Raw genomic sequence first — 18885 nt, forward strand, 5'->3', positions numbered from 1 at the left:
CGCGCGTGTTCAGCAGAAGGCAACTGCTAGCCACCAGCGCCACCACCTTCGCCGCCACCCTCATCCCCACCCAGGCCGCCTCCGCGGCCGCGCACCGCCCCACCGCCGGGCAGGCCGCGCGCATCACGCGGCCGACCGTCGAGTACGTCCAGCGCCCCCTCGGCCTCGACACCCCCCGCCCCCGCCTCAGCTGGCCGCTGTCGGCCGACCGGGACGGCCTGCGCCAGAGCGCGTACCAGGTCCGCGTCGCCACCGCCCCCGACCGCCTCCCGGACCCGGACGTCTGGGACAGCGGCAAGGTCGACTCCGCGCGCTCGGCGCTCGTCCCGTACGAGGGACCTGAGCTCAAGTCCCGTACCCGCTACCACTGGCAGGTCCGGATCTGGGACGAGACGGGCAAGGCAAGCAACTGGTCCGCCCCCACCTGGTGGGAGACCGGCCTGCTCGCCGCCGACGCCTGGAAGGCGCAGTGGATCGCGGGTCCGGCGGCGCTCACCGCGGCCCCGTCGCTGAAGGGTTCGGCGTGGATCTGGTTCCCGGAGGGCGACCCGGCGCAGAGCGCACCCGCCGCCACCCGCTGGTTCCGGCGCACCCTCGACGTACCCGAGGGCGTCACCCGGGCCCGGCTCGTCCTCACCGCCGACGACGGCTTCACCGCCTACGTGAACGGCACCCAGGTCGCGCACTCCCCGTCCGACCAGCCCGACGCGGAGAACTGGCGCCGCCCCCTGGTCGTCGACGTCACCCCGCACCTCGCCAAGGGCGCGTCCGTCGTCGCTGTGAGCGCCACCAACGGCAAGGAGGGCCCCGCCGGTCTGCTCGGCCTGCTGGAGCTCACCACCTCCGCGGGCACGACGACCGTGCCGACCGACGCCAAGTGGCGCAGCACCGACAAGGAACCCGCCGCCGGGTGGACCGGCACCGGCTTCGACGACGGCGCGTGGCAGCCGGCCAAGGAAGCGGCGCAGTGGGGCGCGGCGCCCTGGGGCGAGGTGGCGGTCGCCAACTCCCCCGCCGTGCAGCTGCGGCACGAGTTCCGGCTGCCAGGCAAGCGCGTCGCGCGGGCCCGGCTGTACGCCACCGCGCTCGGCGTGTACGAGGCCCGCCTCAACGGCAAGCGCGTCGGCAAGGACGAGCTGGCCCCCGGCTGGACCGACTACCGCACCCGGGTCCAGTACCAGACCTACGACGTCACCGAGGCGCTGCGCTCCGGCGGCAACGCCCTCGCGGTCACCCTCGGCGCCGGCTGGTACGCGGGCTGCGTCGGCATGTTCGGCCCGCACCAGTACGGCGACCGCCCGGCCCTGCTCGCCCAGCTGGAGGTCACCTACACCGACGGCTCGTCCGAGCAGATCCTCTCCGCCCCGGACTGGCGCGCCGCCGCCTCCCCCATCCTCACCAGCGACCTGCTGATGGGCGAGGACTACGACGCCCGCCGCGAGACCCCGGGCTGGACCGGTCCCGGCTTCGACGACTCCGGCTGGCAGCCCGCCGAGCAGCTCGACGGCGTGAAGGCCAAGCCCGTGGCGCAGGTGGACGGTCCGGTACGGGTCGTACAGGAGCTCAAGCCGAAGAAGATCACCGAACCGTCGCCCGGCAAGTTCGTCTTCGACCTCGGCCAGAACATGGTCGGTTCGGTCCGGCTGCGGGTCCGCGGCAAGAAGGGCACCGCCGTCACCCTCCGGCACGCCGAGGTGCTCAACCCGGACGGCACCGTCTACACCACCAACCTGCGGACGGCCCGCGCCACCGACACGTACACGCTGAAGGGCGCGGGCGAGGAGGTCTACGAGCCGCGCTTCACCTTCCACGGCTTCCGCTACGTCGAGGTCTCGGGCTACCCGGGCAAGCCCCCGCTCTCCGCGGTGACCGGCCGGGTGCTGCACACGGACGCCCCCTTCACCTTGGACTTCGAGACCAACGTCGACATGCTCAACCAGCTGCACTCCAACATCACCTGGGGCCAGCGCGGCAACTTCCTCTCCATCCCCACCGACACCCCGGCCCGCGACGAACGCCTCGGCTGGACCGGCGACATCAACGTCTTCTCCCCCACCGCCTGTTACGTCATGGAGTCCGCCCGCTTCCTCACCAAGTGGCTGGTGGACCTCCGCGACGACCAGGCCGAGGACGGCGCCTTCCCGGACGTGGCCCCGTACATCGGCGTCGGCAAGGGCGTGGCGGGCTGGGGCGATGCGGGTACGACCGTGCCATGGGCGCTGTATCAGGCGTACGGCGACACCCGCGTGCTCGAGGAGTCGTGGGACGCGATGCTGAAGTGGCTCGACTACCTGAAGGCGCACAGCAGCGGCTATCTGCGCCCCGCCGAGGGCTACGGCGACTGGCTGAACATCCAGGACGAGACCCCGAAGGACGTCATCGGCACCGCCTATTACGCGCACTCCGCCGACCTCGTCGCCCGTACGGCCAAGGCGCTCGGCAAGGACGCGGGCCCGTACGAGCAGCTCTTCGGCGCGGTCCGGGACGCCTTCCGGGCGGCGTACGTCACCGAGGGCGGCCGGGTGAAGGGCGACACGCAGACCGCCTACGTCCTCGCCCTCTCCATGAACCTCCTGGCCGACGCCGACCGGAAGCCCGCCGCCGACCGGCTCGTCGAGCTGATCAAGTCCAAGGACTGGCACCTGTCCACCGGCTTCCTCGGCGCCCCGCGGCTGCTGCCCGTGCTCACCGAGGCGGGGCATACGGACGTCGCGTACCGGCTGCTGCACCAGCGCACCTTCCCCAGCTGGGGCTACCAGATCGAGAAGGGCGCGACCACGATGTGGGAGCGCTGGGACTCGATCAAGCCGGACGGCTCCTTCCAGGACGCCGGCATGAACTCGTTCAACCACTATGCGTACGGCTCGGTCGGCCAGTGGATGTACGAGAACATCGCCGGCATCTCCCCCGGCAAGCCCGGCTTCACGCACCTCGTCATCCGCCCGCGCCCGGGCGGCGACGTCACCTCCTGCCGGGCCCGCTACGACACACTGCACGGCCCGGTCGCCACCGAGTGGAGCAGCGAAGGCGGCTTCCGCCTGCAGGTCACCATCCCGCCCAACACCACCGCAGAGGTTTGGCTGCCCGGCAGCGACAAAGCCGTGCAGGCAGGCCCCGGCACCCATCAGTACTCCTGAAGTCCGCAGATTTCCGAAAGCAGAGGCACCGGCATGATCAAGGCCGCGCTCAAGTCCCAGGCGATCGAGACCCCGTCCTGGGCCTACGGCAACTCCGGCACGCGCTTCAAGGTGTTCGCGCAGCCGGGCGTCCCCCGTACCCCACGGGAGAAGCTGGACGACGCCGCCCAGGTGCACGCCGCGACCGGCGTCGCCCCGACGGTCGCCCTGCACATCCCATGGGACCGGGTGGACGACTACGCCGCTTTGGCTACGTACGCAAAGGAGCGCGGCCTGCGCCTCGGCGCCATCAACGCCAACGTCTTCCAGGAGGACGCCTACAAGCTGGGCTCGGTCACCAACCCGGACCCGGCGGTGCGGCGCAAGGCCCTCGACCATCTCCTGGAGTGCGTCGACATCATGGACGCGACCGGGTCGAAGGACCTGAAGCTGTGGTTCTCCGACGGCACCAACTACCCGGGCCAGGACGACATCGCCGCCCGCCAGGACCGGCTGGCCGAGGCGCTCTCGACGGTGTACGAGCGGCTCGGCGCCGGGCAGCGGATGCTGCTGGAGTACAAGCTCTTCGAGCCGGCCTTCTACACCATGGACGTCCCGGACTGGGGCACGGCGTACGCGCACTGCCTGCGGCTCGGCGAGCAGGCGCAGGTGGTCGTGGACACCGGGCACCATGCGCCGGGGACGAACATCGAGATGATCGTGGCGCTGCTGCTGCGGGAGAAGAAGCTGGGCGGCTTCGACTTCAACTCGCGGTTCTACGCGGACGATGACCTGATGGTGGGGGCGGCGGATCCGTTCCAGCTGTTCCGGATCATGTACGAGGTGGTGCGCGGCGGCGGCCTCGGCCCCGATGTGGCCTTCATGCTCGACCAGTGCCACAACATCGAGGCGAAGATCCCGGCGATCATCCGCTCGGTGATGAACGTCCAGGAGGCGACGGCAAAGGCGCTGTTGGTCGACCGCGAGGCCCTGGCGGCCGCGCAGGCGGCGGGCGAGGTGCTGGACGCGAACGCGGTGCTCATGGACGCGTACAACACAGATGTGCGGCCGCTGCTGGCCGAGGTGCGTCAGGAGATGGGCCTCGACCCGGATCCGGTGGCCGCGTACCGGCGGACGGGATGGGCCGAGAAGATCGCGGCTGAGCGGGTCGGCGGCGACCAGATGGGGTGGGGTGCCTGATGGCTGCGTACGACGAGCTGCTGGAGCGGTCGCACCGGCTGGGTGCGGATCCGCGTAATACGAACTACGCCGGGGGCAACGCCTCGGCCAAGGGCACGTCGGCCGACCCGGTGACGGGCGGCGACGTCGAGCTGATGTGGGTCAAGGGCTCCGGGGGTGACCTCGGGACGCTGAAGCCCGAGGGGCTGGCCGTGCTGCGTCTTGACCGGCTGCGGGCGCTGACCGAGGTGTATCCGGGGGTGGAGCGCGAGGACGAGATGGTCGCCGCCTTCGACTACTGCCTGCACGGCAAGGGCGGCGCGGCCCCGTCGATCGACACGGCCATGCACGGCCTGGTCGACGCCGCGCATGTGGACCATCTGCACCCGGACTCGGGCATCGCGCTGGCCTGCGCCGCCGACGGCGAGAAGCTGACCGCCGAGTGCTTCGGCGAGACCGTGGTGTGGGTGCCGTGGCGGCGGCCCGGCTTCCAGCTCGGCCTCGACATCGCCGCGGTCAAGGCGGCCAACCCGCAGGCGATCGGCTGCATCTTGGGCGGCCATGGCATCACCGCCTGGGGCGACACGAGCGAGGAGTGCGAGCGCAACTCGCTGCACATCATCCGCACCGCCGAGGCCTTCCTGGCCGAGCGCGGCAAGGCCGAGCCCTTCGGGCCGCTGCTGGCGGGTTACGGGCCGCTGCCCGAGGCCGAGCGCCGGGCGCGGGCCGCGGCGCTGGCGCCGGTGATCCGCGGGCTGGCATCCACCGACCGGGCGCAGGTGGGGCACTTCACCGACAGCGGGCCCGTACTGGATTTCCTGGAGCGCGCCGAGCATCCGCGGCTGGCGGCGCTGGGCACGTCCTGCCCGGACCACTTTCTGCGTACGAAGGTCCGGCCGCTGGTCCTGGATCTGCCGCCGACGGCTTCTTTGGAGGATGCGATCGCGCGGCTCCGGGAGCTGCACGCGGACTACCGGGAGGACTATCGCGCGTACTACGAGCGGCATGCGCTGGCGGACTCCCCCGCCATGCGCGGCGCCGATCCGGCGATCGTGCTGGTGCCGGGCGTCGGCATGTTCAGCTTCGGCAAGGACAAGCAGACGGCGCGGGTGGCGGGCGAGTTCTACGTCAACGCGATCAATGTGATGCGGGGCGCCGAGGCGGTGTCCTCGTACGCGCCGATCGAGGAGGCGGAGAAGTTCCGCATCGAGTACTGGGAGCTGGAGGAGGCCAAGCTGCGCCGGATGCCGCCGCCGAAGCCCCTGGCCACGCGGGTGGCGCTGGTGACCGGGGCCGGCTCCGGGATCGGGAAGGCGATCGCGGGGCGGCTCGTCGCCGAGGGGGCGTGCGTGGTCGTCGCGGACGTCAACGCCGACGCGGCGGCTTCGGTCGGGGACGAGCTGGGCGGTCCTGACAAGGCGGCCGCCGTCACCGTGGACGTCACGTCGGAGGACCAGATCGCCGCCGCCTTCGCGGCTGCCGCGCTCGCCTTCGGCGGCGTCGACCTGGTGGTGAACAACGCGGGCATCTCCATCTCCAAGCCGCTGCTGGAGACCACGTCGAAGGACTGGGACCTCCAGCACGGCATCATGGCCCGCGGCTCCTTCCTCGTCTCGCGGGAGGCCGCGCGGGTACTGACGGCGCAGGAGATGGGCGGCGACATCGTCTACATCGCCTCCAAGAACGGCGTCTTCGCGGGCCCCAACAACATCGCGTACGGGGCGACGAAGGCCGACCAGGCGCACCAGGTGCGGCTGCTCGCGGCGGAGCTCGGCGAGCACGGGATCCGCGTCAACGGCATCAACCCCGACGGCGTCGTCCGCGGCTCCGGCATCTTCGCCGGCGGCTGGGGCGCGAAGCGGGCGGCGGTGTACGGGGTGGAGGAGTCGGAGCTCGGGGCGTACTACGCGCAGCGGACGCTGCTCAAGCGGGAGGTGCTGCCCGAGCATGTGGCGAATGCGGTGTTCGCGCTGACGGGCGGCGACTTGAGCCACACGACGGGGCTGCACATTCCGGTGGATGCCGGGGTGGCGGCGGCGTTCCTGCGATGAGCGAGCAGGCCTTCGCCGCCGTCGACCTGGGCGCGAGCAGCGGGCGGGTGATGCTGGGCCGGGTACGGGACGGCACCGTCTCGCTCACGGAGGCGCACCGCTTCCCCAACCGGCCCGTCCGGGCGGGCGGGACGCTGCACTGGGACGCCCTCGCCCTGTACGGCGGCGTCCTGGACGGGCTGCGGGCGGCCGGTCAGGTGGCGTCGGTCGGCATCGACTCCTGGGCCGTGGACTACGGTCTGCTCGACGCTTCCGGCGCGCTGATCGGCAATCCGGTGCACTACCGAGATGCGCGAACCGAGGGCATGTCCGAGAAGGTGGCCGCGGTCCTCTCCCCCGCCGAGCTGTACGCGGCGACCGGGCTGCAGCACCTGCCGTTCAACACGATCTACCAGCTGGCGGCGGCGCAGGGCACGCCCGCGCTCGCCGCCGCCCGCCGGCTGCTGCTGATCCCGGACCTGATCGCGTACTGGCTGACGGGCGAGGCGGGCACGGAACTCACCAACGCGTCGACCACGCAGCTGATCGACCCGCGCACCCGCACGTGGTCCGGCCGGGTCGCCGAGGTGCTGGTCGTGGATCTCGCACTCTTTCCGCCGCTGCGGCAGCCCGGCGAGCGGGCGGGCGAGCTGGTGGCGGACGTGCTGGCGGAGACGGGCCTCAGCGGCCCGGTGCCGGTCACGGCGGTCGGCTCGCACGACACGGCCTCCGCGGTGGCGGGGGTCCCGGCCGAGGGCGGCGACTTCGCGTACATCGCCACCGGCACGTGGTCGCTCGCGGGTCTGGAGCTGGACGCGCCCGTGCTGACGGAGGACAGCCGCCGCGCCAACTTCACCAACGAGCTCGGCGTAGACGGCACGGTGCGCTATCTGCGCAACATCATGGGCCTGTGGCTGCTGCAGGAATGCCTGCGCGAATGGGGCGACCCGGAGCTCGACCCGCTGCTGGCGGCCGCGGCGGACCGCGCGCCGCTGCGGTCGGTCGTCGACGCGGGCGCCCCGGAGTTCATCGCGCCGGGCGGCATGCCGGGCCGGGTGGCCGCGGCCTGCCGCCGCACCGGGCAGCCGGAGCCGCGCGACCGGGCGGAGACGGTCCGGTGCATTCTCGACTCCCTGGCCCTGGCGCATCGGCGTGCGGTACGGGACGCCTCGCGGCTCGCGGGCCGTACGGTGCGGGTGGTCCACGTGGTCGGCGGCGGCGTCCGCAACGAGCTCCTCTGCCAACTCACCGCCGACGCCTGCGAGCTGCCGGTGATCGCGGGCCCGGCGGAGGCGGCGGCGTACGGAAACGTCCTGGTGCAGGCCCGCGCCGCGGGCGCGGTGAGCGGCGGGTTGCCGGAGCTGCGCGGGCTGCTGCGGGAGTCGCTGCCGCTGCGGCGGTACGAGCCGGACTTGGCGACCGCCGCGCAGTGGGACGAGGCGGAGGCGGTGGTGGCGGGCGGGTGACGCGCCCTGCAACAGCCTCGCTGAGGGCCTCCGCTGCCCGTAGTTGACCCTCCGTTCACCTCCGGATCACTCCCCGTTGGACCTCAGGCGACAGCCTGAGTGCGCGCCGCGGGCAGCCACCGCCCGCGGCGCACCCACGTTCCCTGACCGGAGGTCGCTCGCATGCCCGCTCGCCGTACGCCGTCCCGCGCCCTGGCGCTCGCGCTGCCGGTCGCCGTCGTCGCCGGGGTCGTCGGCTTCGCCGCCGCCGGGCCCGCGAGTGGCACGTCCGCGCCGCGCGTCACCGGGGCGGCCACGCTGCCCGACGTGCCGCTCGCCGGGTTCAGCAACGGGATGCTGCCCGGCAGCGTGGCCGACGACCGGGGTGTCGACCTCGGCGGCATCGGCAGCGACATCTTCCCGGCCGGCCGGAAGGGCGAGTTCTGGACGGTCACCGACCGCGGGCCGAACGGGCAGATCAAGGTGGACGGCGAGAAGCGCCGCACCTTCCCCGTGCCCGGCTTCGACCCGGCGCTGGTGAAGATACGGGTGACCGGCGACCGCGTACGGGTCCTCGACTCGATACCGATCACCACGCGCGGCGGCAAGGCCGTCACGGGGCTGCCGAACCAGGAGTCACGCGACGAGGCCCCGTACAACTACAACGCCTCGCAGAAGCTCCCGTACGACCCGAACGGCCTCGACACCGAGGGCGTCGTGCGCGCAGCGGACGGCTCCTTCTGGCTGGCCGACGAGTACGGCCCGTCGCTCGTCCACGTGGCCGCCGACGGCGAGGTGCTGGCCCGCTACGTACCGAAGGGGCTCGACCTGAAGGGCGCCGGCTACCCCGTCATCGAGGCGCTTCCCGGCACGCTGCTGAAGCGGCAGACCAACCGCGGCTTCGAGGGCCTGGCGCAGCTGCCCGGCGGCGATCTGGTGGCGGCGCTGCAGAGCCCGCTGTCGGACGCCGGCGAGGATTCCCGCACCACCCGGCTGATTCGCTTCTCGCCGGGGCGCGAGGCCGTGAGCGCGGAGTACGCGTACCGCTTCGACCCGGTGTCGGTCGTCGACCCGGGCGAGGACGACCCCTCGGAGCTGAAGATCTCCTCCCTGGTCGCGATCGGCCGCGACACGCTGCTGGTGCAGGAGCGCACGGACAAGGCGGCGCGGCTGCACAAGGTGCGGCTCAAGGAGGGCCACGGCGTCCTCGGCAAGAAGCTCGTGGTCGACCTCGGGAAGGTCGACGGCGTGCCTGGCAAGATCGAGGGCGTGGCCGTCACCGGCCGCTCCACGCTGGCGCTCATCAACGACAACGACTTCGGCATGAGCGACGGCGCCGAGGCCTTCGACGCCGATGGGCGGCTGGTCGACAGCGGCACGGAGACCACGGTGACCACGGTCCGCCTCGGCGAGCCGCTCCGCTGACCCCGGCGAGCCGCTCCGCCGACTCGCGGCGCCAGTGATGTACACCTCTGGCAACGCGTGAGAACTCTGTTCGCAGCTGCGGTACTGGGTTAGCTTTCGCGTCCAAAGCAACCCGGTCGCAGTGCGAAAGGAACCTCCGCCGATGCCCAGTGCTCCCTCGCGCCGTTCGCTGCTCGCCGGCAGCGCCGCCGCCGCGCTCGCCTCCCCGCTGCTGACCAACAGCTCGGCCGCGGCCGCGCAGGAGGCCGCCGCCCGAGCCGTCACCCCGGGCGCCGACGTGGCCGCGCAGCGGGGCTGGTCGATGCTGCGCGACCGCAAGGTCGGCGTGGTCTCCAACCCGACCGGCGTGCTGCGCTCCACCGCGCATGTCGTCGACTCGATGGCCGCCCAAAAGGACCTGAACATCGTCGGCGTCTTCGGCCCCGAACACGGCTTCCGCGGCAGCGCGCAGGCCGGCGAGGCGGAGCCCGAGACCATCGACCCCCGCACCGGCCTCACGGTCTACGACGCCTACGGCGCGGACGCGGCGAAGATGGCGCAGCTCTTCAGCAAGGCGGGCGCGGACACGATCGTCTTCGACATCCAGGACGTCGGCGTGCGCTTCTACACGTACATCTGGACGATGTACAACGCGATGGTCGCCGCCCGCTCCATCGGCGCCTCCTTTCTCGTACTCGACCGTCCGAACCCGATCGGCAGGCGGGCCGACGGGGCGCTCATGACACCGGAGTTCACCTCCGGCGTGGGCCAGGAGCTGATCATCCAGCAGCACGGCCTCACCGTCGGCGAACTCGCCCGCTACTTCAACGGCGAGCTGCTGCCTAAGGAGGGCGACGGCGGCAAGGTCGAGCTGGAGATCGTGCCCGTACGCGGCTGGGACCCGCGCTCCTTCGCCCAGGACAGCGGGCTGCCGTGGGTGCCTCCCTCACCCAACATGCCCACGCCGGACACCGCCGGGGTCTACGCCGGCACCGGCTACTTCGAGGGCACCAACCTCGCCGAGGGCCGCGGCACCACCCGCCCCTTCGAGCTGATCGGCGCGCCCTACCTGGACTACCACTACAGCGACCGCCTCAACGCGCTGCGGCTGCCCGGTGTGACCTTCCGCGAGGCGTACTTCGTGCCCACCTTCAGCAAGCACCAGGGCAAGACCTGCGCGGGCGTGCAGATCCACGTGACCGACCGGCGCCGCTTCCAGCCGGTCCCGACGGCGGTGGCGATGCTGGTCGAGGCGAAGAAGTACAAGGACTTCGCCTGGCGCAAGGACGACTGGGACACCGCCCGCCCGTACTGGATCGACAAGCTCTCCGGCTCACCGCGCCTGCGCACGATGATCGACGACGGCAAGTCGGTGGAGCAGGTCGTGGCCGCCTGGGCGGACGAGGTCGCCGCCTTTGAGGCCACCCGCCGCCGGTACTTCCTCTACCGGTAGCCGCTCAGTACAGCTCACTCAGGTGGGCGCGGCTGGCCGGGCGCTCGTACGGGTCCGGCCAGAAGTCCTCGATCGCGGATATCAGCCCGTCCCGGTCGAACGTGAAGAACGAGATCCCGGTATCCGTCCCGCCGTCCATGTCGAACCGGATCCGGCTGACCGCCCGCCCCTCCCCGGCGACGAGGTCCTCCACCGCGAGGTGCCAGTCGCCGGGGAACTCCCGGTTGAACCGCACCACGGCCTCCCGCCCGCGCACCTGCTCCCGCGACAGGGGTGCCCGGTACACCACGTCCTCGGCCAGCAGCGCGGCGAAGACCTCCCACTCGCCCTCGTCGCACGCCGCCCAGAACCGCTCGATGATCTTCCGCTCCTCAGCCATGCCGCCAAGTCTGCCCGCCGCCACTGACAATCCCCCCTCGGGCCGCAACCTGCACGACCGACCGGTCAGTAAACTGGACGGGCAGCCTGAAGGAGGTCGGCCCATGGCCACAGCGCAGACGGACGGACGCGTCGCCCGCGGGAACGCCACCCGCCGCACGGTGCTGGCCCACACCATGGACATCGCCTCCGTGGAGGGCCTGGAGGGCCTGTCGCTCGGCCGTATCGCGACCGAGCTCAACCTCAGCAAGAGCGGCGTCTTCGCCCTTTTCGGCTCGAAGGAGGAGCTCCAGCTGGCCACGGTGCGGGCGGCCGGATCCGTCTTCAACAAGCACGTCATCAAGCCCGCCGAGCAGCATCCGCCGGGCCTCGCCCGCGTCCTCGCGGTCTGCGGCGCCTGGTCGGACTACTCCCGCGCCCGCGTCTTCCCCGGCGGCTGCTTCTTCTCCGGCGTCTCCATCGAGTTCGACGCCCGCAGCGGCCCGGTGCACGACGCGGTCGTGAACGCGCACCGCTGGTGGAGCGACTACGTGGCGGCCAGCATCCGCCAGGCGCAGGACGAGGGCGAGCTGGCGCCCGCCGACGACCCGGAACAGCTCGCTTTCGAGTTCATCGCGGCGCTGGAGCTGGCACAGCTATACTCTCTCCTCCACGGCGACAACGCCGCCTACGACCGCGCATCCCGCGCCATCCTCACCCGCCTGGCCACGGCCGCGACCGATCCGGCCGTGCTACCCGAGCAACTCGGCACCTGACGGCGACGCCACGAAGTCCAGCACCGCCGCCGTCGTGCCGGCGTCCCACAGGATCCGGTTGTGCCCGAGGCCGCGGGTCACGACAAGCTGGGCCCGCTCCCCGTACGCGGCGGCGACCTGCTCCGACAGCTCGGCCGGCGCCCGGCGGTCATCGGCGTCGTGGACCAGAAGCACCCGCTCCACGTCCACCTCCTCGGGCCGGTTCGCCGAGGCGAACCGCTCCCAGATGTCGCCCTCGTTCCGGAACAGGTAATCGACGACCCGCCGCCGCACCTCCTCCTCCAGCCGCGGCCGCAGCCCGAGCTCCTCCCGGAACTGCCGCACCAGATGCCCGAAGTCCGGGATCCCGGCCAGGCTGACCAGCCGGTCCGCGGCCACCGCCCCCTCCCGCACCGCGAAGAACGCCGCCAGCGCCCCGAAGGAATGCCCGATCACGGCGTCGAAGCGCCCGTGCTCCACGCCCAGCGTGCGCATGATCTCGCGGTACTCCAGGATCGTCATCTCCCGCCCGCCCGACGCCCCGTGCCCCGGCGCGTCGAAGGCGACGGGCGAGAAGCCGGCCGCCCGCAGCGCCTTGATGTGCGCCGAGAAGTGCGCGGCCCGCGACTGCCAGCCGTGCACGAGCAGCACCGGGCGCTCGCCGTCGCCCCAGCAGTACGTGATGACGTTCTTGCCGTTCACGGTGGTGCTGCCGTACCAGGCCGAGTCCATCACCTCCCGCTCGTGGGGGCGCAGCTTGGGGCGTACGAGCGGGCGGCGGAAGAGGGCGAAGGCGGCGCGTCCGGCGAGGGCCGGGGCGGCGGCGGAGGTGGCGTTCAGGGTCGTACGCAGCAGTGCTCCGATGGCATTCATGGCGAGATGTTAGCACGACCGTTCGCACAGTTTTCTTATCCGGATCTGCTACGGATCAGGGTCGCGGCTCCGCGCCCGGCTGGCCGGCCGCGGACCGCAGCAGCGCGTCGGGCAGCCCGGCGTCCGCCATCCGGCGCAGCGCCGCCCTGCGCTCCTCGACCGGCCCCCTGCGGTGCTCGGGCACGGCCGCCGAGAGCCGGTCGAGGAGGGTGTACAGGCGCCGTACGACCTGCGGGTTCCCGGCTCCGTAGAGCAGCGTCTCGTCCAGGGAGAGGCCGACGAAGTCGGCCCATCCGGGTGCGGGATACGCCACCCGCGGCACCCCCGCGCCGTCCAGCAGCCACGCCGGGCCGAGGGGGCGGTCGGCCAGGCGCAGCAGGACGTCCTCGATCTGGTCGAGGGCCTGGACGGCGGTGGTGGGGTCGTTGACGGCCGGGGAGAGGGCGCGGATGGAGATGTCGGCCAGCAGCCGGAGGCCGTGCGAAGTGTCCTGCTCGACCGTGGGGTTGGGCCCGTAGCGGACGCAGTGCGCCACCTTCCCGGCCAGCCGCGCCTGCTCCGCGGCGGCCGCCGCCGGGAGCGTGATGCGGGCGAGCGGGACGCCGGAGCCGGCGAACTCGCCCACGGCCAGGGCCATCTCGATCTGTGCCGACGCGGCGGCGGCCAGGTGGACCAGCCGGGGTTCGTCCAAGGAGCGGATCACGCCGGGGCTGCCTTCGTGCCGGACGGTCACCTCCACGCCCTCCTCCGGGGGCAGCGCCTGGGGCGGCGGTGCGGTGTCCGCCGCCGGGTAGCTGCGGTCGATGACGGTACGGAGACGGTCGCCGACCGCGCGGGAGAGGCCGCCGCCGGTGACGGCGTGCCGCAGCGAGGAGAGCAGGAACATCAGGGAGACCGTCGCGATCAGCACCAGGCCGAGGGCGACGGTCACCGTGAGCCGGGGGACGGTGTGGCCGCTGATCCGGCTCAGGGCGACCAGCGCGTACAGGGCGGTGCCGATGAGCAGCCCGAAGATCGCCAGGTAGTGGTCGAGGTGGCCGAGGGCACCGACCAGGCGGTGCGACATGCTCTGCACGGTCTGGATGACCAGGGTGATGACGGTGATGACGAAGCCGCCCAGGGTGATCATGCTGCCGGCGATGGCGGCGAGCGTCGCCTGCGCGGTGGACGCGTCGAAGCCGAGGCCGCGGTGCGGCAGGTGCTCCTCCAGGACGGGCAGCGCCCAGCCGAGGAAGGTGAGGGTGGCCACGACGAGGAGTGCGATGCCTCGGTTGCGGGTCTGGCGGGCCCGCCGGCCGCGGTAGCTGCGCTGCGGCGTCCTGACCCGCTCGGCGGGCCGCAGACCGGCTGCTTCCGAGCTCACCAGACCTCTTCTGTTCCCGCGGCCCGGTCCTTCGGCGCTGATGAGCCGGAGGTTCCGGCGGCCTGCGCGCGCAGCCGGAGGGCGATCAGGGGGTAGACCAGGACGGAGATCATCGCCGCGCCGACCAGGGCGGCGGCCTCGCCGGATCCGAGGACCTCCTCGTCCAGGCCGATGGTGGTGATGGCGACGACGAGCGGCAGGCAGGTGGCGGCGAACAGGGTCAGCGCCCGCCGGTCGGTCCCGGACAGGTCGCGCGGCGCCAGGGCGTATACCGGGCCGCCGCGGACGACTAGGAAGAGCAGCAGGAAGACCGGCAGCAGGAGCAGCGGCCGGCCGCCGTCGAGGAGGGCGCCGAGGTCGAACTCGACACCCGTGACGATGTAGAAGACCGGCACGAGGAAGCCAAAGCCCATCGCCTCGACCTTGCCCAGCACCTCCTCCGCCGTGCCGGGCGCGGCTCCGCCGAGCAGCAGGCGGGTGAGCATGCCGGCCGCGAAGGCGCCGAGCAGCACATCCAGGCCGAACACGTGCGAGAGGCCGAGCATCGCGGCCAGCAGCAGCATCACCGCCCGTACCGCGAACTGCCCGCTGGTGTGCAGGGTCTTGGTGACGACCGCGGAGAACCAAGGCGCCCGCGGCCGCAGCGCCCACCAGACGAGAGCGGCGGTGATCACCGCGAACGCCGCCAGCAGGGCGCTGGACTTGCCCGGCGACCGGCCGCTCAGCAGCAGCGCGATCGCGATGATCGGCCCGAACTCGCCGACCGCGCCGAACGCCATCATCACCGTGCCGAAGCGGCCCTTCAGATCGCCGCTGTCGCGCAGCACCGGCAGCACCGTGCCGAGCGCGGTGCTGGTCAGCGCGGTGCCGATGAGCAGGCTCTTGGAGACCTCGGCGCCGGTGATCGCGAACATCAGCCCGATGCCGAGGACGAGAGCGATCAGCCAGGCCCACACCGCGCGGCGCAGCGTGTCGCCGCGGACGGCCGGGAACTCGATCTCGTACCCGGCCATGAAGATCAGCATCGACAGGCCAAGGTGGGACAGGGTGTCGATGACCGGGTCACCGCGGTGCGCCCAGCCGAGCACGTCGGGGCCGATGAGGATGCCGAGCACGATCTCGAAGATCACCAGCGGGATGCCGACCCAGCGGCCCAGCCCGTACGCCAGGAGCGGCGCGGTCACCGCGACGGCCATGATCAGTACGAGCGTACCCGGGTGCGACATAGTTCGTAATTAGCATGAATTGGCGCTGCTCGCGCCTTCAGCCGCGGCGTCCTTCGAGCAACTCCGCGGTGATGACGGCGACCACGCCGGCGACCACGATCAGCGGCATCTGATGGACGGCGTCGGCGCCCAGCAGCATGACCGGGAAGATCGCCGCGACCACCGGCAGCCGCAGGACGGCGCCCATGGCCGCGGCCAGGCCGAGCGCGAGCGCCGGGGTCGCGCCTAGCCCCGGCAGGCCCGCACCGGCGATCCCGATCGCGGCGCCGAGCAGCAGGGCGGGGAAGATCGGGCCGCCGCGCATGCTGCCCAGGCAGATGCTCCAGGCCAGCCACTTGCACGCCACCAGGGCGACCAGGGCGGCGACGGACCAGGCGTGCGGCTGCCCGGCGAGGGCGGCGAGGGTGGCCTGCCCGGACAGCGCCGCCTCCTCCGCGGAACGCCCGGTGATCAGCGCGTACGCCGCGATGCAGCAGCCCGCGGCCACGGCGCAGGCGACCGTACGGGCCGCCGTGCCGCGGTCCGCGGTCCAGGCGCCGGTCCGCAGGCCGATGCGGCGGCCGGCCGCGATGACGACGGCGATCAGCACGGCCAGCGGGATTCCCCACAGGAAGTCCCCGGCGTCCGGGGTGACGTCAGGCGGCACCTCGGGCAGCGACAGCGCGCCGATCGACAGACCGGTCCACTGCCCGAAGCCGGTGAAGACCAGGGCCCCGGCGGCGCTCGCCAGCAGGCAGGGCAGCAGCAGGACGACCAGCCGCGGGCCCGCGAGCCCGGCGGTCTCCAGTACGAGCACGGCGGCGGCCACAGGCCCGCCGAGGATGGTGGAGATCGCCGCCGTGGAGCCCGCGGTCGACACCATCGCCACGGCCCGTTCGTCCGCGGCCCGGCGGGCCGCCCGCAGCATCAGCAGGGCCAGCCCGCTGCCCAGCGCCATCAGCGGCGCCTCGGGCCCCAGCACCACGCCGAGCGGCAGCGTCGCCAGGGCGGCGAAGACGACGCCTGGCAGCGCCTTCGGCCCGGTCGGCGGGCCGCCGAGGCCGTGCGCGGGCACGTGCCCGCCCGCGCCGGGCAGGCGGGTCACGACGGGGGCGAGGAGGAGCCCGGCCAGCAGCATCGCCGGCAGCGGCCACCACCAGGGGGCGTGGTCGTACCCGGCGGCCTCCGGGAGGCGCTGCCACACCCAGTGCTGCGCCTCGTGCTGGAGGCTCACGAAGAAGAAGCAGGCGAGCGCGATGGGGATGCCCATGGCCACGGAGAGGATGAGCAGGCGCGGGTAGCCGCGGCCGAGCAGGGTGTCGCGCAGCCGGACGGCGGCCTCGTCGGAACCGGCGGCGGGTGGGTTCACGGCGACGACCGGTCCATGGAGGCCTCCCGGCGGATGGGGAGTCTCCAGCCTCGGCCAGGGCGGGCGCGGTCTCCACCGCGGTGCCTCCGAGCGGGTGAAGGGTGAGCGGCGGGTGAGCGGGCCGGGTCAGCCGAGCTGCCCGGCGAACTCCTCGTACGACCGGTCGTCGAAGAGCACGAACCGCACCTCGTCGAAGGCCGCCTTGTCCACCGCATCCTGCACCGCGCCGACCGCGATACGGGCGGCGTCGGCGACCGGCCAGGAGAAGATCCCGGTGGAGATCGCGGGGAACGCGACCGTACGCGCGCCCAGTTCACGGGCGAGGGCGAGCGAGTTGCGGTGGCAGGCGGCGAGCAGGTCCGAGCGGTCCTCGGTGGCGGACCAGACCGGCCCGACGGTGTGGATCACCCAGCGGGCGGGCAGTTGGCCCGCGGTCGTGGCCACCGCCTCGCCGGTCGGCAGCCCCTTGCCGTACTGGGAGGCGCGCAGCGCGCGGCACTCCTCCAGGATGCGCTTGCCGCCCTTGCGGTGGATGGCGCCGTCCACGCCGCCACCACCCAGGAGGGAGGAGTTGGCCGCGTTGACGACGGCGTCCACCCGCTGCTCGGTGATGTCGCCCCGTACTGCCGTGATGACGCGCATGCCAGCACGCTAACGCCCCGGGAGGCGAGCCATGACGATCTGCGGTCGAATGGCGAGCGGGGGCGGCCGGTCCGCGATCCGTAGCGAAGGAGCTCTTGTATGCCCAAGGCGTATCTGGTGGGCAGCGGCATTGCCGCGCTGTCGGCGGCGGCGTTTCTGATCCGGGAAGGCGGCTTCGCCGGCGAGGACATCGTGCTGCTGGAGGAGCAGGACCGGGAGGGCGGCAGCCTCGACGCCGCCGGGTCGCCCGAGAGCGGGTACACCATGCGCGGCGGCCGGATGTTCGAGATCCACTTCGAATGCACCTATGACCTGCTGGGTTCGATCCCCTCGCTCAACGATCCCGCGAAGTCCGTCACCGAGGACACCTTCGCCTTCCACGAGGACTTCGCCTGGGACGACCACGCCCGGCTGGTCGACGCCGCCGGGCAGCTCGTCGACGCGCACTCCATGGGCTTTACGGAGCGCGACCGGCTGGAGCTCGTGAAGTGCACGGCCACGCCGGAGCGGGAGCTGGACGGCAAGCGGATCACGGACTGCTTCAGCCCGGAGTTCTTCACCACCAACTTCTGGTGGATGTGGTGCACCACCTTCGCCTTCGAGCCCTGGCACAGCGCGATCGAGTTCCGCCGCTATCTGAACCGCTTCGTGCACCTCTTCAAGACCTTCGACACCATGTCGGGGATCTACCGCACCCGCTACAACCAGTTCGACTCGATCGTCCGCCCGCTGCTGAAGTGGCTCACCGACCAGGGCGTGAAGCTGCGCCTCGGCACCCGCGTCACCGATCTGGACCTGGGCGCGGGCGAAACCCTGTCGGTCACCGGCCTGCGCTGCGAGACCCCCGACGGCCGCGAGGAGATCCGTGTCGCCCCGGGCGACCTCGTCTTCGTCACCAACGGCTCGATGACCGCCGCCTCCACCCTCGGCGGCACCGACCGCGCCCCCGCCCTGCACACCCCCGCCGCCGACGACGGCGGGGCCTGGCAGCTGTGGCATCGGCTGGCCGCCAAGCGCGACGACGTCGGCAATCCGGCCGTCTTCGACGGCAACGTGCCGGAGTCCACCTGGGAGTCGTTCACCGTCACCACCAAGGACCCGACGTTCTTCGAGCTGATGGAGCGCTTCTCCGGCAGCGAGGCCGGCAAGGGCGGGCTGATCACCTTCAAGGACTCCAGCTGGCTGCTGACCATCGTCCTCAACCACCAGCCGCACTTCCGCGACCAGCCCGCCGATACCTACGTCTGGTGGGGCTACGCCCTGTTCACCGGCCGGGACGGCGACTACGTGAAGAAGCCGATGACCCAGTGCACCGGCCGGGAGATCCTCGAAGAGGTGCTGCAGCACCTCCGCTTCGAGCAGATCCCGCAGCTCCTGGACAACTCCCTCGTCATCCCTGCCCTGATGCCCTACATCACCAGCCAGTTCCTCGTACGCAGCCACGGCGACCGGCCGCGAGTGGTCCCGGAGCGGTCCACCAACCTGGCCTTCATCGGCCAGTACGCGGAGGTGCCCGAGGACGTCGTCTTCACCGTCGAGTACTCGGTGCGCACCGCCTGGACTGCCGTGTCACGGCTCCTCGGCACCGACGGTCCGCCGGAGGTCTACAAGGGCAGCCACAACCCGAAGGTGCTGGTCGAGGCGCTGGAGACGCTGCACCGCCGCTGACGGCCGGGCCCGCGCGCGGCCGGGCC

Annotated in this window: 14 protein-coding genes; 8 read left to right on the forward strand and 6 right to left on the reverse strand. The window is 72.3% G+C overall.

The genetic code is table 11. The annotated features are described in order from the left end of the window. Positions 1-5: 5 nt before the first annotated feature. The 6 genes from ACNNMR_RS05060 (at position 6) to ACNNMR_RS05085 (ending at position 10627) form a co-directional block, all read left to right on the forward strand. Positions 6-3137 (forward strand): alpha-L-rhamnosidase, encoded by a 3132-nt coding sequence (locus ACNNMR_RS05060; protein ID WP_419993296.1) that lies wholly within the window; start codon positions 6-8, stop codon positions 3135-3137. A 33-nt stretch (positions 3138-3170) separates the two neighbouring features. Further along, positions 3171-4316 (forward strand): L-rhamnose isomerase, encoded by a 1146-nt coding sequence (gene rhaI, locus ACNNMR_RS05065; RefSeq protein WP_419993297.1) that lies wholly within the window; start codon positions 3171-3173, stop codon positions 4314-4316. Further along, positions 4316-6346 (forward strand): bifunctional aldolase/short-chain dehydrogenase, encoded by a 2031-nt coding sequence (locus tag ACNNMR_RS05070; protein ID WP_419993298.1) that lies wholly within the window; start codon positions 4316-4318, stop codon positions 6344-6346. The genes rhaI and ACNNMR_RS05070 overlap by 1 nt, the downstream gene beginning before the upstream one ends. Next, positions 6343-7791 (forward strand): rhamnulokinase, encoded by a 1449-nt coding sequence (locus ACNNMR_RS05075; RefSeq protein WP_419993299.1) that lies wholly within the window; start codon positions 6343-6345, stop codon positions 7789-7791. Before ACNNMR_RS05070 ends, ACNNMR_RS05075 begins: the two co-directional genes overlap by 4 nt. A 162-nt stretch (positions 7792-7953) precedes the next feature. Continuing rightward, positions 7954-9195, forward strand: a complete 1242-nt coding sequence (locus tag ACNNMR_RS05080) for an esterase-like activity of phytase family protein (RefSeq protein WP_419993300.1) — start codon at positions 7954-7956, stop codon at positions 9193-9195. A 142-nt stretch (positions 9196-9337) separates the two neighbouring features. Further along, complete coding sequence (locus ACNNMR_RS05085; RefSeq protein WP_419993301.1) at positions 9338-10627, forward strand: exo-beta-N-acetylmuramidase NamZ domain-containing protein; 1290 nt, start codon at positions 9338-9340, stop codon at positions 10625-10627. Positions 10628-10631: 4 nt separating this feature from the next. On the opposite strand, the gene ACNNMR_RS05090 is transcribed toward ACNNMR_RS05085, so the two are convergent. Next, positions 10632-11006: a nuclear transport factor 2 family protein gene (locus tag ACNNMR_RS05090; RefSeq protein WP_419993302.1), complete on the reverse strand. Its 375-nt coding sequence runs from the start codon at positions 11004-11006 to the stop codon at positions 10632-10634. Positions 11007-11109: 103 nt separating this feature from the next. Between ACNNMR_RS05090 and ACNNMR_RS05095 the strand changes: the two genes are divergently transcribed. Then, on the forward strand, positions 11110-11760 hold the full coding sequence (locus ACNNMR_RS05095) for a TetR/AcrR family transcriptional regulator (RefSeq protein ID WP_419993303.1): 651 nt from the start codon (positions 11110-11112) through the stop codon (positions 11758-11760). Here the strand turns inward: ACNNMR_RS05095 and ACNNMR_RS05100 are convergent. From ACNNMR_RS05100 to ACNNMR_RS05120, 5 genes are all read right to left on the reverse strand, one after another. Beyond that, positions 11737-12612, reverse strand: a complete 876-nt coding sequence (locus ACNNMR_RS05100) for an alpha/beta hydrolase (protein WP_419993304.1) — start codon at positions 12610-12612, stop codon at positions 11737-11739. The two genes, ACNNMR_RS05095 and ACNNMR_RS05100, sit on opposite strands and share 24 nt — an antisense overlap. 55 nt (positions 12613-12667) lie before the next feature. After that, the gene (locus ACNNMR_RS05105) at positions 12668-13975 is read right to left on the reverse strand and encodes a DUF2254 domain-containing protein (RefSeq protein ID WP_419993305.1); all 1308 of its coding nucleotides are present in this window, start codon (positions 13973-13975) and stop codon (positions 12668-12670) included. Beyond that, positions 13972-15201, reverse strand: coding sequence for a cation:proton antiporter (locus ACNNMR_RS05110; protein WP_419993306.1), 1230 nt, complete (start codon positions 15199-15201; stop codon positions 13972-13974). Before ACNNMR_RS05110 ends, ACNNMR_RS05105 begins: the two co-directional genes overlap by 4 nt. Before the next feature lie 37 nt (positions 15202-15238). Then, entirely contained in the window at positions 15239-16549 is a 1311-nt protein-coding gene (locus ACNNMR_RS05115; protein ID WP_419993307.1) for a chloride channel protein, read from the reverse strand. A gap of 126 nt (positions 16550-16675) precedes the next feature. Then, positions 16676-17191, reverse strand: coding sequence for an O-acetyl-ADP-ribose deacetylase (locus tag ACNNMR_RS05120; RefSeq protein WP_419993308.1), 516 nt, complete (start codon positions 17189-17191; stop codon positions 16676-16678). 99 nt (positions 17192-17290) lie between these two features. Here ACNNMR_RS05120 and ACNNMR_RS05125 point away from each other — a divergent pair, with 99 nt between their 5' ends. Then, positions 17291-18859 carry an oleate hydratase gene (locus tag ACNNMR_RS05125; protein WP_419993309.1) on the forward strand — a complete coding sequence of 523 codons (1569 nt, stop codon included), beginning with the start codon at positions 17291-17293 and terminating at the stop codon, positions 18857-18859. The last annotated feature ends 26 nt before the right edge of the window (positions 18860-18885 follow it).

Source organism: Streptomyces boninensis, assembly GCF_048572725.1.
Classification (GTDB): domain Bacteria; phylum Actinomycetota; class Actinomycetes; order Streptomycetales; family Streptomycetaceae; genus Streptomyces; species Streptomyces boninensis.

What these genes read in the sequence shown, in the direction of transcription:
- rhaI (WP_419993297.1), top strand. Translation starts at nt 3,171, where the DNA reads ATGATCAAGGCCGCGCTCAAGTCCCAGGCGATCGAGACCCCGTCCTGG.
- ACNNMR_RS05070 (WP_419993298.1), top strand. Translation starts at nt 4,316, where the DNA reads ATGGCTGCGTACGACGAGCTGCTGGAGCGGTCGCACCGGCTGGGTGCG.
- ACNNMR_RS05075 (WP_419993299.1), top strand. Translation starts at nt 6,343, where the DNA reads ATGAGCGAGCAGGCCTTCGCCGCCGTCGACCTGGGCGCGAGCAGCGGG.
- ACNNMR_RS05080 (WP_419993300.1), top strand. Translation starts at nt 7,954, where the DNA reads ATGCCCGCTCGCCGTACGCCGTCCCGCGCCCTGGCGCTCGCGCTGCCG.
- ACNNMR_RS05085 (WP_419993301.1), top strand. Translation starts at nt 9,338, where the DNA reads ATGCCCAGTGCTCCCTCGCGCCGTTCGCTGCTCGCCGGCAGCGCCGCC.
- ACNNMR_RS05090 (WP_419993302.1), bottom strand. Translation starts at nt 11,006, where the DNA reads ATGGCTGAGGAGCGGAAGATCATCGAGCGGTTCTGGGCGGCGTGCGAC.
- ACNNMR_RS05095 (WP_419993303.1), top strand. Translation starts at nt 11,110, where the DNA reads ATGGCCACAGCGCAGACGGACGGACGCGTCGCCCGCGGGAACGCCACC.
- ACNNMR_RS05100 (WP_419993304.1), bottom strand. Translation starts at nt 12,612, where the DNA reads ATGAATGCCATCGGAGCACTGCTGCGTACGACCCTGAACGCCACCTCC.
- ACNNMR_RS05110 (WP_419993306.1), bottom strand. Translation starts at nt 15,201, where the DNA reads ATGTCGCACCCGGGTACGCTCGTACTGATCATGGCCGTCGCGGTGACC.
- ACNNMR_RS05120 (WP_419993308.1), bottom strand. Translation starts at nt 17,191, where the DNA reads ATGCGCGTCATCACGGCAGTACGGGGCGACATCACCGAGCAGCGGGTG.
- ACNNMR_RS05125 (WP_419993309.1), top strand. Translation starts at nt 17,291, where the DNA reads ATGCCCAAGGCGTATCTGGTGGGCAGCGGCATTGCCGCGCTGTCGGCG.